Origin of the sequence: Neorhizobium sp. T7_12 (assembly GCF_002968535.1) — a bacterium.
Classification (GTDB): domain Bacteria; phylum Pseudomonadota; class Alphaproteobacteria; order Rhizobiales; family Rhizobiaceae; genus Neorhizobium; species Neorhizobium tomejilense.
In genome coordinates this window covers 249,433-266,018 of sequence record NZ_PVBK01000001.1, presented here as the reverse complement: position 1 = coordinate 266,018, position 16,586 = coordinate 249,433, and the positions used below count along the sequence as shown (strand labels likewise).

Genomic DNA, 16,586 nt, shown 5'->3' with positions numbered 1-16,586 from the left:
ATGCGAAGCCTAGGCCGGTTGGCCGTGATGATCCAATGACTGTTCTAGATGAGACAGCCACTCTATCAACGCGTCTCCTCGGCCCTGAATCCTTCCGTCGCCGCCCTCCAGAAATCCGGATCCTCGTACTCGGTCGGATCTTCGATGCCAGCGAGATGGAAAGCCTCTCGCCGCTCGACGCAGGTGCCGCAGCGGCCGCAATGGCGGGCACCACCCTTGTAGCAGGACCAGGTTTCGGCGAACGGCGTAGCGTGACGGGCGCCGTCTGTGACGATATCGGCCTTCGATCCATGGACATAAGGCGCAAGCAGCCGGACCGACGCGTAGCCGTCGAGGGCATGATCCTGCATCACCTGGAAGGCGTCGATGAAACCGGGCCGGCAATCGGGATAGATGAAATGGTCGCCGCCATGCACGGCGATCGCTACCGCATCGGCGTTTCGCGCCGCCGCCACCCCGAAAGCGATCGACAGCATGATCGCATTGCGGTTCGGCACCACGGTGACGCGCATCGTCTCCTCGGCATAATGCCCGTCCGGCACCTCCACGTCGTCGGTCAGTGCCGAGCCGGTCAACCGGCTGCCGATGCCGCGCATGTCGATGATCTCGTGGAACACACCGAGCCGCACGGCGCAAGCGGCGGCGAAATCGAGTTCCTTGCGGTGCCGCTGGCCATAGTCGAAGGAGATCAGGCCCAGCAGCTGCTGTTCGGCGGCAATCCTGTGGGCGAGCGAAACGGAATCCAGTCCGCCGGAGCAGACGACGATGGTTTTCATGGGCTTTCATCCTTGTTTTGACCGGGTAGGCTGCGACCGGGTATTCGAACCCGCTTCCTAGACCGGCAACGCGTCCTTGTGAATAACCCGGGCGTCATCGACAGCGGTCGAGCTGTCATTTCTTCCCTGTAAAGAACGTGCTAACTCATCACGTGTGATCTGGCGGACTTACCGCCTGCAATGGAGGAATGTCATGAACTTGGGCGGCCTGGGTGGCTTCGATATCGTCGTGATCGGCGTCGTTCTGCTGATCATCCTGGTCCTGTTCGCCGGGATCAAGACCGTGCCGCAGGGTTATCGCTACACCGTGGAGCGCTTCGGCCGCTATACGCGCACGCTGGAGCCCGGCCTCAACATCCTGACGCCCTTCATCGAGCGCATCGGGGTGCGCATGAACGTCATGGAGCAGGTCCTCGACATCCCGACCCAGGAAGTCATCACCAAGGACAATGCCAGCGTCTCCGCCGACGCAGTCGCCTTCTATCAGGTGCTCAATCCGGCCCAGGCCGCCTACCAGATTTCCAACCTGCAGAACGCCATCCAGAACCTCACCATGACCAATATCCGCTCGGTCATGGGCTCGATGGATCTCGACGAACTGCTCTCCAATCGCGAAGTCATCAACGAGCGCCTGCTGCGCGTCGTCGACGAGGCCGTCGGCCCTTGGGGTATCAAGGTCACCCGCGTCGAGATCAAGGACATCCAGCCGCCGGCCGACCTCGTCGAATCGATGGGACGGCAGATGAAGGCCGAACGCGAGAAGCGCGCCCAGATCCTCGAGGCTGAAGGTTCCCGCAGCGCCCAAATCCTGCGCGCCGAAGGCGCCAAGCAGGCGGCCGTCCTCGAAGCCGAGGGCAAGCGCGAAGCCGCGTACCGCGAGGCGGAAGCTCGCGAGCGTCTGGCAGAAGCCGAAGCCAAGGCGACCCAGTCCGTCTCGCAGGCGATCGCCGCCGGCGACGTGCAGGCGATCAACTATTTCGTGGCGCAGAAATACATCGAGGCGCTGGCGGCGATCGGCAAGGCACCGAACTCGAAGATCGTGCTGATGCCGCTGGAGGCTTCGTCGGTCATCGGTTCGCTCGGCGGCATCGGCGCCATTGCAAAGGACGTTTTCGGCGATGGTTCCGGCCCCGCAGCACCGCCGCGCCCGCCGGCCGGCCCGCGTCCCCAGCCCGGCCCGCGCACCACGCCGGTCCTCAACCCGTTCAACCCGAATTCCTCAGAGACCTGAGCCATGCTGCATGATGCTGTGGTCAATCTCGGTCCCTGGAGCTGGTGGATATTGGGCGTCGTCCTCTTATGTGCCGAGCTCGCGGCACCGGGCGTCTTCCTGATCTGGATCGGTGCTGCCGCGATCGTTATCGGCGTGCTGTCTCTGGCGCTCTGGGATGCGGCCTTCTGGACCTGGCACGTCCAGCTCCTGCTCTTCGCGGTGCTTTCCGGCGCCTTCGCACTGGCCGGCCGCCGTTTCTATTCCAGCCGCAACCAGGCGACCGACGAGCCCAATCTCAACCGGCGCGGCGAAAGCCTGGTCGGGCGCACCGCAACTCTCCACGAACCGATCGCCGAGGGGCGCGGACGCATCCGGCTCGACGATACATGGTGGTCGGTCATGGGACCGGACCTGCCGGCCGGCACGCAGGTGAAGGTGGTGGCGGCGAGCGGACGCGACCTGACGGTCGAAGCGGCGTAGTTCTTCCGGCCGAAAGCGGCTCGGAGCCTGACTGGTATCAGGCGACGCCGACGCGCAGCAGATCGTGGAAGTGGACGATGCCGACCGGCTTGCGCTCCTCATCGACGACGAGCAGCGCGCCGATGCTGTGCTTGTTGAGCAGCGCCATGGCCTTCGTGGCAAGCGTTTCCTTGCTGACGGTCTTCGGGTTGTGCGTCATCACGTCGTCGACCCGCGTTTCGCGCAGATCGAGATGAAGGTGCCGGGAAATATCGCCATCGCTGATGAAGCCGCAGAGGCTGCCATCCTCATCGACTATGCCGACGCAGCCGAAGCGCTTGCGCGACAGTTCCTCGATCGCCTCCAGCATGAGGACGCCCTTTTTGACCAGAGGCATGCGATCGCCGGTATGCATCAGGTCGCCGACATGGGTGAGCATCGCTCCGAGCTTGCCGCCCGGATGGTAGACGCGGAAATCGGTTGCCGAGAAACCGCGTGCTTCAAGCAGCGCCACGGCAAGCGCGTCGCCCATCGCAAGCTGCATCAGCGTCGAGGTGGTCGGCGCCAGACCGTGCGGGCAGGCTTCCTGCTCCTTGGGCAGCAGCAGAACGACATCGGCCTCGCGGGCGAGCGTCGAAATCTCGCCCGACGTGATGGCGATCAGCGGAATGGAGAAGCGGCGGGTGAAGGAAACGATGCCCTGCAGCTCGGCGGTCTCGCCGCTCCAGGACAGAGCCAGCACCACGTCACCCGAGCCGATCATGCCGAGATCGCCGTGATTGGCTTCGACGGGATGCACGAAGAAGGAAGGCGTGCCGGTCGAGGCGAGGCTGGCGGCGATCTTGCGGCCGATATGTCCGCTCTTGCCGATGCCGGTCACGACGACCCTGCCGTCGATGTCGCCGATCAGTTCCGCTGCCTTGCGGAAGGCATCGCCAAGGCCGTTCTGAAGCGCCAGCTCCAGCGCATTAAGTCCTTGTTTCCCGAAGGAAATTGTCCTCAAGGCGGAATCGACAAGGTCGTTCTCGACCAGTTGCAAAGCTCTCTTGATCATGGGCAAGCCTTAACTCTTTTCATCTTTCAAGTCTATCGGCTTGGTGCGGCGCCACTAAGTTAGCCGCCTGCCACGGCGTCGCAACCAAACGTTAACCACATGGCTTTACGTTTGGGTAAGCATTTGCGATTGCCGGGCAGGCCTATGAAGATCACCACAACGACAGGCGGGACGCGTCAGAGGCGCCGGGCGGCACTCGGCCTTCTGCTGGCCTGTTCGGCGCTTGTTTCGCCCGCAGCCGCCCAGACCCGCAACGTGTTTCCGCCGCAGAACGGCTCTCTTCCCTCGGTCGCGAACGCCACCTCGCCGACCTCGAACACGGCCTCCAACACGGCATTGAGAGGCAGCACGTCGGCACAGACGACGAGCAACGCCAGCAATGCCGCCGATGACCAGAATGCGAGCGATCCCAATCTCGCGACGGGCACCACGCCCGGCCGCAACCAGGCGGCCAACCAGGAACCTCCCTACGAGGACGACCTGAACCAGCCGCGCGAAGAGCCGCTCGACCGCGGCGCGGAGCCTGTCGAAACCCAGGAACAGCCCCGCGAGCCGGGCGATCCGACCGGCATCCGGATGGGCAGTTTCCTGCTCCGCCCCTCGATCAACCAGAGCATCGACACCGAGACCCGCCGCTCGAACGGCACCAAGATCCGCCGCGATTACCTGTCCACAGCGATCCGCGGCACGTTGACCTCCGACTGGTCGCGCCATTCGCTGACGGTCACCGGTGAAGGCACGCTGGAGCGGAATCTCGGCAGCAGCAGCCAGGGCGAGCAGCCGGAAGCAAACGTCAATGCGGACCTGCGGCTCGATCTCTCCAACGATACGGTCGCCCATATCACCGGCGGTTATCGGTTCTCCCGCGAGGACGACTACGATCCGAATGCGCTCGGCGGCGCGTCGACCCAGCCGGGCGTCCATGAATTCACCGGCGGCGCCTCCGTCCAGCGCGACTTCGGCAAGGTCCGTGGCACCGCCGCGCTCGATCTTTCCCGCGCGGCCTACACGGATGCGAAACTCTCCGACGGCACGATCGTCAGCACGAAGGACCGTAACCGGACCGGCATCGACGGCCGCCTTCGGCTCGGCTACGAACTGTCGCCGGCGCTGGTCCCCTACGTAGAAGTGGCGACCGGCCGCACCTTCTACGATCTCAGGCGCGACAATTCCGGTTATGCCCGTTCGTCGCAGAGTTATGCAGCGCGCACCGGGGTCGAATTCGATCTGGGCGAAAAGCTGCGCGGCGAGATCGGCACCGGTTACGAGATCGTCGACTACGAGGACGACCGCCTGAAATCGGTCGGCGCCGTCACCTTCAACGGCAGCGCGACTTGGTCGCCGCAGCGCGGCACCAATGTCGATCTCGGCCTGCGCACCACGGTGCAGGATTCGACCACGCCCGGCCAGAGCGGCTGGGTGGAATACCAGGCGACGGCAGCGCTGACACATGAGATGCGCGACAACCTCATCGCCCGTCTGACCGGCAGTTCGACACTGCGCGATTTCCCGAGCGGCGGCCCGAGCGACGAGACGGTCTGGATCGGCGGCGCCGGCCTGACCTGGGCGATCAACCGCTACCTCGATCTGACCGGCGACGTCGAATACGAGCAGGCGGGCGGCGGCGGCACCAACGACAAGATCGTCCGCGCCGGCGTCGGCCTCACCTTGAAGCGCTAGGCTTTCGTTCGAGCATCAATCCATTCCATCAGCGCGTTCTGCGCATGCAGCAGGAAGGCTTTCGCCGCCGTGCTCTGGCAGGCGGGGTGCGTCATCGCATCCACGTTGACCTCCTCGCCCCGCGCCACCGGCGGACAGGGAATGAAGATCACGTCGGGACGGCAGCGATCGAGAACTGCCGCCGAGATCCGGTAATCCGCAAGCGTGCTTTCAGCGATCCCGCCCGGCCAGCTATCCGTGAAGATGACATCCGCATCCTCAAGCTCCCGCATATCCGTGCTCCGCCGGAAATTGCCGTTGAGCAGTGCCGGGTCGCCCACGTGCCAACCGTCCGGATAGACCTGCACCACCTCGATCGGCAGCGAGATCGACGCCTCGACCCATGACCGGAGGATATTGGCGTCGGGCGCAACACCGACGATCTTCAAATCCTCGATGCGGCCCCTTTTGGCTCCGACATAGGCGAGGTCTCCGAGCGTCTCGCAAGGGTGGTTCGATCGTGTCCGGGCGTTGATGACCGGCGCCCGGGCATTTGCCGCAAGCTCCCGGAGCGAGGCCAGCTCCGGCGTGCGGATGACGATCATGTCGAACCAGTTGTCGAGATAACCCGCCAGATCGGCGATCGCCTCGCGCCCGCCGAGAGTGACCGGCACCTGGGTGCAAATGCCGCCCATCGCCTGGATTCCGAGATCGAAAGCCGTCGTGTTGCGCCAGCCGCCATCGTCGACGATCAGGGCGACCCGCCTGCCCTCGAGGCTTTTCGGCATCCGCCGCTCCCGCCACGCTTGCCCAAGCGCGCCGGCGCGATCGAGGATCGCCGCTATGGCGTCCGCCGAAAGATCGTGGAATTCCAGAAAATCGAGATTCTCAGAGACAGCCATGTCACCCGACACCGTCAAAAAGCAAAACCCCTCATAGCAGGACCATGAGGGGTTTGCGTGACGTCCGGACCGGCAAATCGCCGGGCAGAGGGATTTACTTCAGCGAGGCGAGCAGCGCCTTCATCGGCCCTTCGATCGCCGGGCGGATATCGGCGCGCTGCAGGGCGAAGGCGAGGTTGGCCAGGATGAAGCCGTCCTTGGCGCCGCAGTCGAACGTATCGCCCTTGAAGGGATAGGCCGCAAATTCCTGGGCCTTGGCGAGCGTCAGCATGCCGTCGGTGAGCTGGATTTCGTTGCCGGCACCGCGCTCCTGGGTTTCCAGGATCTTGAAGATCTCCGGCTGCAGGATGTAACGGCCGTTGATGTAGAGGTTGGACGGCGCGGTGCCCTTGGCGGGCTTTTCGATCATCTGGGTGATCTTGAAACCTTCGCCGACCGGCGCGCCGATGCCGACGATGCCGTATTTATGCGCCTGGTCCGGATCGCATTCCTGCACGGCGACGACGTTGCCGCCACTTTCGGCATAAAGATCGACCATGCCCTTGAGGCAGCCCTTGCCACCGGCCATGATCATGTCGGGAAGCAGGACCGCGAAAGGTTCGTTGCCGACGATGTCGCGGGCGCACCAGACCGCGTGGCCGAGGCCGAGAGGCACCTGCTGGCGCGTGAAGCTGGCGGTGCCGGCAACCGGCAGAAGGCCGGCGAGCAGCGTCAGCTCGGCATTCTTGTTGCGCTCGCGCAGCATCTGTTCCAGTTCGTACTGGATGTCGAAATAGTCCTCGATGACCCCCTTGCCGCGTCCGGTCACGAAGACGAAATGTTCGATCCCGGCTTCGGCCGCCTCATCCACGACGTACTGGATGACCGGCTTGTCGACCACGGTCAGCATTTCCTTCGGCACCGCCTTGGTCGCGGGCAGGAAGCGCGTGCCCAGACCTGCTACCGGAAACACTGCCTTACGGATCTTTTGTTGTTGTGCCACTCATGCCTCCTGAAAGCACGTCATTGTGCAAATATTCAAATCTCGGCATCTAATGACGAATTGCTACCGTTTCGCAAAGACTGCCGCGGGTCGGGTTTCTATGGTAAAGAATTTGTTGACCCAATCCTGTTATTACATCGTTAAGCCGCATGCCACTCTTGCCGCAAGGCTTGGTAAAAGAAGACTGGACCCGACTGCCGATGAAGACGCTTCGCACCAACCTCTTTCGTGGGTTTGCTTTCTCCCTGATCGCCGGGCTCGCCGCTGCGGCCATGCCGATAGATGCCCAGGCAGACGCCGGTTTCAAGACGTGGATTGCAAAATTCTACGATACCGCAGCCAAAAGCGGTATCACCCGCTCCACCTATGACCGAGCGTTCGCAGGCGTCAGTGAACCAGACCGGGACGTGCTTGAGAAGGCGAATTTTCAGCCCGAATTCAAGTCCAGGATCTGGGACTATCTCGACAGCCGCGTAAACCCCTATACCGTCAAGATCGGCCGCGAGATGGCGGCCAAGCACGGCTCGACGCTGGCCTCCCTGGAGCGCCATTTCGGCGTCGACAGGAACATCCTGCTTGCCATCTGGTCGATGGAATCCAACTACGGGGCGGCGCTCGAAAATCCCGACCGCCTGCACCACGTGCCGCAGGCGCTGGCGACGCTTGCCTGGGGCGATCCCAAGCGCGCCAAGTTCGCCCGCAACCAGCTCATCGCCGCGCTGAAGATCCTGCAGTCGGGGGATATCACGCCCAAGCAGCTGACCGGCTCCTGGGCCGGCGCCATGGGCCATACCCAGTTCATCCCGACCAGCTATCTGCTCTACGCGATCGATGCGGACGGCAACGGCAAGCGTGACATCTGGCATTCGGTCCCGGATGCGCTCGCCACCTCCGCCAACCTGCTTGCCAAGAACGGCTGGCAGAGCGGCAAGACCTGGGGTTATGAAACGGTGCTGCCGGCGGGCGGCGCCCGTCACGAAGGCCAGACCAAGACGCTTGGCGAATGGGCGAAGCTTGGTTTCGCGCGCGCGAATGGCAAGAGTTTCCCGCGCGGCACCGACCGGGCGACGCTGAAGCTGATGGCCGGCGAGACCGGACCGGCCTTCCTGATGCTCGGCAATTTCTTCACCGTGAAGAAATACAACGCCGCCGACAGCTACGCGCTGGCGGTGGGCCTGCTCGCCGACGAGATCGCCGGTTTCGGCGACGTCCAGCAGAGCTGGCCGCGCCCCGAAGGCACGCTCGACATCAAACAGAAGTTCGAGCTGCAGAACCGCATGAAGCAGCTCGGTTATTACGAGGGCGAAGTCGACGGCAATTTCGGTTCCGGCTCGAAGGCTGCGATCTCGGCGATCCAGAAACGCCTCGGCATGCAGCAGAACGGCGAGCCCTCGAAATCGCTTCTCGAAGCTTTGCGTTGACAAGAAGGCGTATCGCGCCACATCGTTTGAGAAAATCCCCCGCAAGGTGTGCGGGACGGCGGAGGCATGAAGGCTTTGCATAAATCCGGGCAGAAAGAGACCGTCCAGAACGGTGCCTGGCGGAACAGGCCTCGACCGGACAAGGGCGTGCGAAACTGGGGCGTCCGAAACCGGGGATGGGTGCGCCTGGCCCTTCTCCTCCTCGCGGTGCTGCTCGCCCTGCCGGCCGGCTTGTCGCCGGCTGCCGCCCAGGAGCCCATCCCGCGCCGCAACCTCTTCGATTACCTGTTCGGCGGTCCGCGTTACGAGCGCGACGACCGCTATGAGCGGCCCGCCCCCTACGGCCGCCGCCGTTACGACCGCGACGGCTCGATCATCGAGATGAAGCCGCGGCCGCGCCGCAGCACGGGACGGGCGGCCGCCCCTCGCCCGGTGCAGCCGATCGCGCCGCCGGTGCCGGAACCGGTTGCCAAGCTCGAAAATGCCAAGCATGTCCTGGTGGTCGGCGACTTCATGGCCGGCGGTATCGGCAGCGAGCTGGAAACGGCGTTTGCCACCGCCCCCGGCGTTGCGGTCACCGAACGCAGCGACGGCTCCTCCGGTCTCGTCCGCGAGGATCACTTCGACTGGGCGGCCGAGCTTCCCGCCATGCTCGACGAGGTGAAACCCGCCGTCGTCGTGATCATGCTCGGGGCCAACGACCGCCAGCAGATGACGATCGGCAGCACCAAGGAAAAGTTCCGCAGCGACGCCTGGTTCAAGGAATACGAGCGGCGGGTGACCGAACTCGTCGGCATCGTCACTTCCCGCAAGCTGCCGCTCCTCTGGGTCGGCCTGCCTTCCTTCCAGTCGCCGGTCGCGACCGCCGACGCCGTGACGCTCAATGCCATCTATCGCAACCAGGCGGAAAAGGCCGGCGGCGAGTTCGTCGATATCTGGGAAGGTTTCGTCGACGAGGACGGCAAGTTCGTCATCACCGGCTCGGACGTCAACGGTCAGCAGGTGCGCCTGCGCGGTTCCGACGGCATCACCTTCACCAAGGCCGGCAAGCAGAAGCTCGCCTTCTACGTGGAAAAACTGGCCCGCCGGCATCTCGGCGAAATGGCAAGTCCCGACGTGGTCAAGCTCGACGGTTCCAACCTGCCGGCGCTGTCAGCCCTTCCCGCCTCGCCCGGCCAGGCCATCCCGACCCATCCGATCAGCCTCTCAGACCCGGAACTCGACGGCGGCAAGGACCTTCTCGGCGCCGCCCCGCTCCCCTCCGTCCTCGTCGAAACGCCGCGCGACAAACTGGTCAGGCGCGGCGAACTCGCCCCGGCGCCCGCCGGGCGGGTTGATGATTATCGGGTGAAAGTGGCGCGGTAGGTGCACCTTGGCGCCGGAACAGGATCGCGCGCCATCTGCCCTGCCGGACAGATGGGGCGCGCCGTTATTGAATTCCGCCCTCCCGCGTTACCGCGGCAGCACCGAGCTTCCCATCAGCGCCTCGTCGATCGCCCGCGCCGCCTGGCGGCCTTCGCGGATCGCCCAGACAACCAGCGACTGGCCGCGGCGCACGTCGCCGGCGGTCCAGAACTTGTCGACCGAGGTCCTGTAGTCCTTGTCGTTGGCGACCACGTTGGTCGAGCCGCGGCGATCGACATTGAGCGTCAGCTTGCCTTCGAGCTCGTTCAGAACCCCGTCCGTCAGCGGACCGGAGAAGCCGATGGCGATGAAAGCGAGATCGGCCTTGATGATGAAATCGGTGCCTGCGATCGGCTTGCGGCGCTCGTCGACTTCGCAGCAGCGCACGCCGATGAGCTGTCCGTCTTCGCCGGCGAATTCGAGCGTCGCTACCTGGAATTCGCGCACCGCACCTTCGGCCTGGCTGGACGAGGTGCGCATCTTGGTGGCCCAGAACGGCCAGACGGCCAGCTTGTCTTCCTTTTCAGGCGGCTGCGGGCGGATGTCGAGCTGGGTCACCTTGACGGCGCCCTGGCGGAAGGCCGTGCCGACGCAGTCCGACGCGGTATCGCCGCCGCCAACGACGACCACATGCTTGGCGCCTGCCAGTATCGGATCGGCCGCCCAGGCGACGCTCTCGATGTTCTCGCGGCCGAGGCGTCGGTTCTGCTGCACGAGGTAAGGCATCGCATCATAGACGCCATGCAGATCGACGCCCGGAATGCCGGCCGGACGCGGGGTTTCCGAACCGCCGCAATAAAGTACCGCATCGTGTTCGGCGATCAGCTTCTCGACCGGGATATCAACGCCGATATTGGCGCCGTAATGGAAGGTCACGCCTTCGCCGGTGATCTGCTCGACCCGGCGGTCGATAAAATTCTTCTCCATCTTGAAGTCCGGAATGCCGTAGCGCAGCAGGCCGCCGGCCTTGGACTCGCGCTCGTAGACATGCACTTCATGGCCGGCGCGGCCGAGCTGCTGGGCAGCCGCCATGCCGGCGGGGCCGGAACCGATGATCGCCACCTTCTTGCCGGTATGAACGGTTGCGGGCTGCGGCGCGATGAAACCGAGCTCATAGGCCTTGTCGGCGATCGCCTGTTCGACGGTCTTGATCGCGACCGGGGCATCCTCGAGGTTCAGCGTGCAGGCTTCCTCGCAAGGAGCGGGGCAGACGCGGCCGGTGAATTCCGGGAAGTTGTTGGTGGAATGAAGGTTGCGGATCGCCTCCTCCCACTTGTTGTTGTAGACAAGGTCGTTCCAGTCCGGAATCTGGTTGTGAACCGGACAGCCGGTCGGGCCGTGGCAATAGGGAATGCCACAGTCCATGCAGCGCGCCGCCTGCTTGGTGACCTCCGCATCCGACATCGGGATGGTGAATTCGCGGAAATGGCGGATGCGGTCGGAGGCCGGCTGATACTTGCCCACCTGCCGGTCGATCTCCAGGAAACCCGTTACCTTGCCCATGTTTAAATCCTCAATCCGTCCTGCCGCTACCGCAGCCGGTTAAAACCTAACAACCCGCGCGAAACTTATTCCGCAGCGACGCCCATCCGCATCCGCTCCATCTCCACGAGAGCACGGCGGTATTCGACCGGCATGACCTTGCGGAATTTCGGGCGGTATTCGCTCCAGCGGTCGAGGATTTCCTTGGCGCGGTTGGAGCCCGTGTAGTGCAGGTGGTTGGAGATCAGCTGGTAGAGGCGTTCCTCGTCGTGGCGCGTCATGTCCTCGGAAACGTCGACGCGTCCCTTGTGCATGAGGTCGCCACCGTGATGGTGCAGCTTCTCCAGCATGTCGTCCTCTTCCGGAACCGGCTCGAGTTCGACCATCGCCATGTTGCAACGCTTGGCGAAATCACCGCTCTCGTCGAGCACGTAGGCGACGCCGCCGGACATGCCCGCCGCGAAGTTGCGACCCGTTTCCCCGAGCACGACGACGATGCCGCCGGTCATATATTCGCAGCCGTGGTCACCCACGCCCTCGACGACCGCAATCGCACCGGAGTTGCGAACGGCGAAACGCTCGCCGGCAACGCCGCGGAAATAGCACTCGCCGGTGATCGCGCCGTAGAGCACGGTATTGCCGACGATGATCGAGTTCTCCGCGATGATCCTGGAGTTTTCCGGCGGGCGCACGATGATGCGGCCGCCCGACAGGCCCTTGCCGACATAGTCGTTGCCGTCGCCGACCAGATCGAAGGTGATGCCGTGCGCAAGGAATGCACCGAACGACTGTCCGGCCGTGCCGCGCAGCGTCACATGGATCGTGTCGTCCTTGAGGCCCTTGTGGCGCCAACGCTTGGCAAGCGCACCCGAAAGCATGGCGCCGACGGAACGGTCGACGTTCTTGATCGGCACTTCGAAGACCACCGGCTCCTTGTTCTCAAGGGCAGCCTGCGACTTCTCGATCAGCTTGCGGTCGAGAATGTCGTCGATCGGATGCTTCTGGCGCTGCGTCCAGTAGGTCGCCTCCTTCGGAGCCTCCACCTTGTGGAAGATCTTCGAGAAATCGAGGCCCTTGGACTTCCAGTGGGCGATCATCTCGTCCTTTTCCAGAAGCTCGACCATGCCGATAATCTCGTCGAAGCGGGTGAAGCCGAGCGATGCCAGGATCTCGCGCACTTCTTCGGCGACGAAGAAGAAGTAGTTGATGACATGCTCCGGCGTGCCCTTGAAGCGCTTGCGCAGGACCGGGTCCTGCGTCGCCACACCCACCGGACAGGTGTTCAGGTGGCACTTGCGCATCATGATGCAACCGGCGGCGATGACCGGAGCTGTCGCGAAACCGAACTCGTCGGCACCGAGCAGCGCGCCGATGATGACGTCGCGGCCGGTCTTCAGGCCACCGTCGACCTGCAGCGCGATGCGCGAACGAAGGCCGTTCAGCACCAGCGTCTGCTGGGTTTCGGCAAGGCCGATTTCCCAGGGCGAACCCGCATGCTTCAGCGAGGTGAGCGGCGAAGCGCCGGTACCGCCGTCGAAGCCAGCCACCGTGATATGGTCGGCGCGGGCCTTGGCCACGCCTGCGGCAACCGTGCCGACGCCCACTTCCGAGACGAGCTTGACGGAAATGTCCGAGGTCGGGTTGACGTTCTTCAGGTCGTAGATCAGCTGGGCCAGGTCTTCGATCGAGTAGATGTCATGGTGCGGCGGCGGCGAAATCAGGCCAACGCCCGGTGTCGAATGCCGGGTCTTGGCAACCGTCGCATCGACCTTGTGGCCGGGCAGCTGGCCGCCTTCACCGGGCTTTGCACCCTGCGCCACCTTGATCTGCAGCATGTCGGCGTTGACCAGGTATTCGGTCGTGACGCCGAAGCGGCCGGACGCGACCTGCTTGATCGCCGAGCGTTCCGGGTTCTGAGAACCGTCCGGCAGCGGCATGTACCGATCGCTTTCCTCGCCGCCCTCGCCGGTGTTCGACTTGCCGCCGATCCGGTTCATGGCGATCGCCAGCGTCGTATGCGCCTCGCGGGAAATCGAGCCGAACGACATGGCGCCGGTCGAGAACCGCTTGACGATGTCGACAGCCGGCTCCACCTCGTCGATCGAGACAGGAGCGCGGCCGATCGCTTCGGCCTTCTTGATCTTGAACAGGCCGCGGATGGTGTTCATCCGCACCGCCGTCTCGTTCACCATCTCGGCGAATTCGCGGTAGCGCTCCTGGCTGTTGCCGCGCACCGCGTGCTGCAGCGTCGCGACCACATCCGGCGTCCAGGCGTGGCTTTCGCCGCGCATCCGGTAGGCATATTCGCCGCCGATATCGAGCGTGGAGGCGAGGACCGGGTCCTTGCCGAAGGCAGCATGGTGGCGGGAAACCGTTTCCTCAGCGATCTCTTCCAGACCGATGCCTTCGATGTTCGACGCCGTACCGAAGAAATACTTCTCTACCAGGCCTGAAGACAGCCCGATGGCATCGAAGATCTGCGCACCGCAATAGGACTGGTAGGTCGAGATGCCCATCTTCGACATGACCTTGAGAATGCCCTTACCGACCGCCTTGATATAGCGGTAGACGATTTCCGAGGAATCCACTTCCTTGGGAAACTCGCCGCGCATGTGCATGTCGGTCAGCGTGTCGAAGGCGAGATAGGGGTTGATGGCTTCTGCGCCATAACCGGCGAGACAGCAGAAGTGATGGATCTCGCGCGGCTCGCCGCTCTCGACGACGAGGCCGACTGAGGTCCTGAGCCCCTTGCGGATCAGGTGATGATGCACGGCAGCGGTCGCCAGCAGAGCCGGGATGGCGATCCGGTCCGGGCCGATCTGGCGGTCGGAAAGCACGATGATGTTGTAACCGCCCTTGACCGCCGCTTCCGCACGTTCGCAGAGACGGTCGAGCATTTCCGGCATGCCTTCGGCGCCGCGCTCGATGTCGTAGGTGAAATCGAGCGTCTTGGTGTCGAACCGGTCTTCCGTGTGGCCGATCGAACGGATCTTCTCGAGGTCGCCATTGGTCAGGATCGGCTGGCGCACTTCCAGGCGCTTGGCGTTCGCCGCACCCTCGTGGTCGAGGATGTTCGGGCGCGGACCGATGAACGACACCAGGCTCATGACGAGCTCCTCGCGGATCGGATCGATCGGCGGGTTGGTGACCTGCGCAAAATTCTGCTTGAAATAGGTGTAGAGCAGCTTCGACTTTTCAGACATCGCCGAGATCGGCGTGTCGGTGCCCATCGAGCCGATGGCTTCCTGGCCCGTTGTCGCCATCGGCGACATCAGGATCTTGGTGTCTTCCGACGTGTAGCCGAAGGCCTGCTGACGGTCGAGCAGCGACACGTCGCGGCGCAGCGCCCGCGGCTCCACCGGCTTCAGGTCTTCGAGAATGAGCTGGGTCTTGTCCAGCCACTTGCCGTAGGGATGCTTGGTCGCAAGTTCGGACTTCAGCTCCTCGTCGGAGACGATCTGGCCCTTTTCCATGTCGATCAGCAGCATCTTGCCGGGCTGCAGGCGCCACTTCTTGACGATACGCTCTTCCGGCACCGGCAGGACGCCCGCTTCGGACGCCATGATGATGCGGTCGTCGTCGGTGACCATGTAGCGGGCCGGACGCAGACCGTTGCGGTCGAGCGTCGCGCCGATCTGACGACCGTCGGTGAAGGCAACGGCAGCCGGGCCGTCCCACGGCTCCATCAGGGCGGCGTGGTATTCATAGAAGGCCTTGCGCTCCTTCGACATCGACTGGTTGCCGGCCCAGGCTTCCGGGATCAGCATCATCACCGCATGGGCGAGCGAATACCCGCCGCGCACGAGGAACTCGAGCGCGTTGTCGAAACAAGCCGTGTCCGACTGGCCTTCGTAGGAAATCGGCCAGAGCTTGGAAATGTCGTCGCCAAAGAGAGGCGAAGAGACCGACGCCTGCCGCGCCGCCATCCAGTTGACGTTGCCGCGCAGCGTGTTGATTTCCCCGTTATGAGCGACCATCCGGTAAGGATGCGCGAGCTTCCAGGACGGGAAGGTGTTGGTCGAGAACCGCTGGTGCACCAGCGCCACCGCCGTTTCGAACCTCGGATCGGCCAGGTCCTTGTAATAGGCACCGACCTGATAGGCGAGGAACATGCCCTTGTAGACGATCGTCGAGGACGACAGCGACACCGGATAGAAACCCATGTCGACGCCGCCGAACGCGTCATAGATGCGGTTGGAGATCACCTTGCGGATCAGGAAAAGCTTGCGCTCGAAATCATGGTTCGTCGCAGCGTCCTTGCCCGCGCCGATGAAGACCTGGACGTGATGCGGCTCGGTGGCGGCGATATCCGGCGCCTTGGAAAGCGACGAGTTGTCGACCGGCACGTCGCGGAAACCGAGGAACTGCTGCCCCTCTTCCGCAATGACGTCCTCGATCACCTTCTTGTAGTGCTCGATCTCCTCGGCCTTGCGCGGCATGAAGATGTGACCGACGGCATATTCGCCGGCCTTCGGCAGGGTGACGCCCTGCTTCGCCATTTCCTCGCGGAAGAAACGGTCGGGGATCTGCACCAGAATGCCCGCGCCATCGCCCATCAGCGGGTCGGCGCCGACAGCACCGCGATGCGTCAGGTTTTCGAGAATGAACAGGCCGTCCTTGACGATCTGGTGCGACTTCTTGCCCTTCATATGGGCGATGAAGCCGACGCCGCAGGCATCGTGCTCGTTGCGCGGGTGATAGAGGCCCTGGGCCATCGGCAAACCGCCGGCGACAAATGGAACGCGAACTGTCGTCTCGGCCGACATCGGGGCTTCAGCGTGATGAGCCGGGCCGGATATCTCGGAGATGGTCTTCGTCATCGTCATTCCTCCTGTTGGCCGCCTTCGGCAGCGGGCAAAGTGGCTCTCAATTGTCTCTTGGGGATGACAAGCCTAAGCTCCATCCCGTGCTTCATGCGATGGCGCCGCTCCGGTGTGAGTTGCAGCTTTGCAGCGCAGCATAACGCGGATCGGCGCGAACGTCAGCGGGAAAGACGCATCCATTGGCGCTTCTTTTCCCGAAATTAGGACAGTACTTCTGTCCTAATTTCTAAAATCTATGCCATAGAAGTTAACCCGCGACAAGAGCGGTTGTTAAAAATCTGCCGTGTCTGGCGACAGAAGATTACGCCGAATGGCGTAGATGTCGAAATTTAATTACAATCGGCCATCTTTTAAAGCGTGGCGCGTGCTGACCTAACCGTTTTGGCCCCGCCCGCCACCCTCGCCGATTGA

11 protein-coding genes are annotated in these 16,586 nt (G+C 63.5%); 5 read left to right on the top strand and 6 right to left on the bottom strand.

Annotation, left to right across the window (positions count from 1 at the left end; translation table 11 throughout):
* Positions 1–65: 65 nt before the first annotated feature.
* The gene (queC, locus tag C5J26_RS01255; RefSeq protein ID WP_105400185.1) at positions 66–776 is read right to left on the bottom strand and encodes a 7-cyano-7-deazaguanine synthase QueC; all 711 of its coding nucleotides are present in this window, start codon (positions 774–776) and stop codon (positions 66–68) included.
* A 193-nt stretch (positions 777–969) separates the two neighbouring features.
* On the opposite strand from queC, the gene C5J26_RS01250 reads away from it, so the two are divergent.
* Positions 970–2,007: an SPFH domain-containing protein gene (locus tag C5J26_RS01250; protein ID WP_046634717.1), complete on the top strand. Its 1,038-nt coding sequence runs from the start codon at positions 970–972 to the stop codon at positions 2,005–2,007.
* Between the two features lie 3 nt (positions 2,008–2,010).
* Complete coding sequence (locus tag C5J26_RS01245; RefSeq protein ID WP_105400184.1) at positions 2,011–2,469, top strand: NfeD family protein; 459 nt, start codon at positions 2,011–2,013, stop codon at positions 2,467–2,469.
* Positions 2,470–2,506: 37 nt separating this feature from the next.
* Here C5J26_RS01245 and C5J26_RS01240 read toward each other — a convergent pair whose 3' ends face one another.
* The gene (locus C5J26_RS01240) at positions 2,507–3,502 is read right to left on the bottom strand and encodes an SIS domain-containing protein (RefSeq protein WP_105400183.1); all 996 of its coding nucleotides are present in this window, start codon (positions 3,500–3,502) and stop codon (positions 2,507–2,509) included.
* Between the two features lie 144 nt (positions 3,503–3,646).
* On the opposite strand from C5J26_RS01240, the gene C5J26_RS01235 reads away from it, so the two are divergent.
* The gene (locus C5J26_RS01235; RefSeq protein ID WP_105400182.1) at positions 3,647–5,182 is read left to right on the top strand and encodes an outer membrane beta-barrel protein; all 1,536 of its coding nucleotides are present in this window, start codon (positions 3,647–3,649) and stop codon (positions 5,180–5,182) included.
* Here C5J26_RS01235 and C5J26_RS01230 read toward each other — a convergent pair.
* Positions 5,179–6,063: an ornithine carbamoyltransferase gene (locus C5J26_RS01230; RefSeq protein WP_105400181.1), complete on the bottom strand. Its 885-nt coding sequence runs from the start codon at positions 6,061–6,063 to the stop codon at positions 5,179–5,181. The two genes, C5J26_RS01235 and C5J26_RS01230, sit on opposite strands and share 4 nt — an antisense overlap.
* Positions 6,064–6,157: 94 nt before the next feature.
* Positions 6,158–7,045 carry a UTP--glucose-1-phosphate uridylyltransferase GalU gene (galU, locus tag C5J26_RS01225; RefSeq protein WP_105400180.1) on the bottom strand — a complete coding sequence of 296 codons (888 nt, stop codon included), beginning with the start codon at positions 7,043–7,045 and terminating at the stop codon, positions 6,158–6,160.
* 200 nt (positions 7,046–7,245) lie between these two features.
* Between galU and C5J26_RS01220 the strand changes: the two genes are divergently transcribed.
* Positions 7,246–8,466: a lytic murein transglycosylase gene (locus C5J26_RS01220; RefSeq protein WP_105400179.1), complete on the top strand. Its 1,221-nt coding sequence runs from the start codon at positions 7,246–7,248 to the stop codon at positions 8,464–8,466.
* A gap of 66 nt (positions 8,467–8,532) precedes the next feature.
* On the top strand, positions 8,533–9,831 hold the full coding sequence (locus C5J26_RS01215) for a GDSL-type esterase/lipase family protein (RefSeq protein WP_105400178.1): 1,299 nt from the start codon (positions 8,533–8,535) through the stop codon (positions 9,829–9,831).
* Positions 9,832–9,918: 87 nt separating this feature from the next.
* Here C5J26_RS01215 and C5J26_RS01210 read toward each other — a convergent pair whose 3' ends face one another.
* Positions 9,919–11,373 (bottom strand): glutamate synthase subunit beta, encoded by a 1,455-nt coding sequence (locus tag C5J26_RS01210; RefSeq protein WP_105400177.1) that lies wholly within the window; start codon positions 11,371–11,373, stop codon positions 9,919–9,921.
* Between the two features lie 65 nt (positions 11,374–11,438).
* Positions 11,439–16,172: a glutamate synthase large subunit gene (gene gltB / locus C5J26_RS01205; RefSeq protein ID WP_371681878.1), complete on the bottom strand. Its 4,734-nt coding sequence runs from the start codon at positions 16,170–16,172 to the stop codon at positions 11,439–11,441.
* Positions 16,173–16,586: the final 414 nt, after the last annotated feature.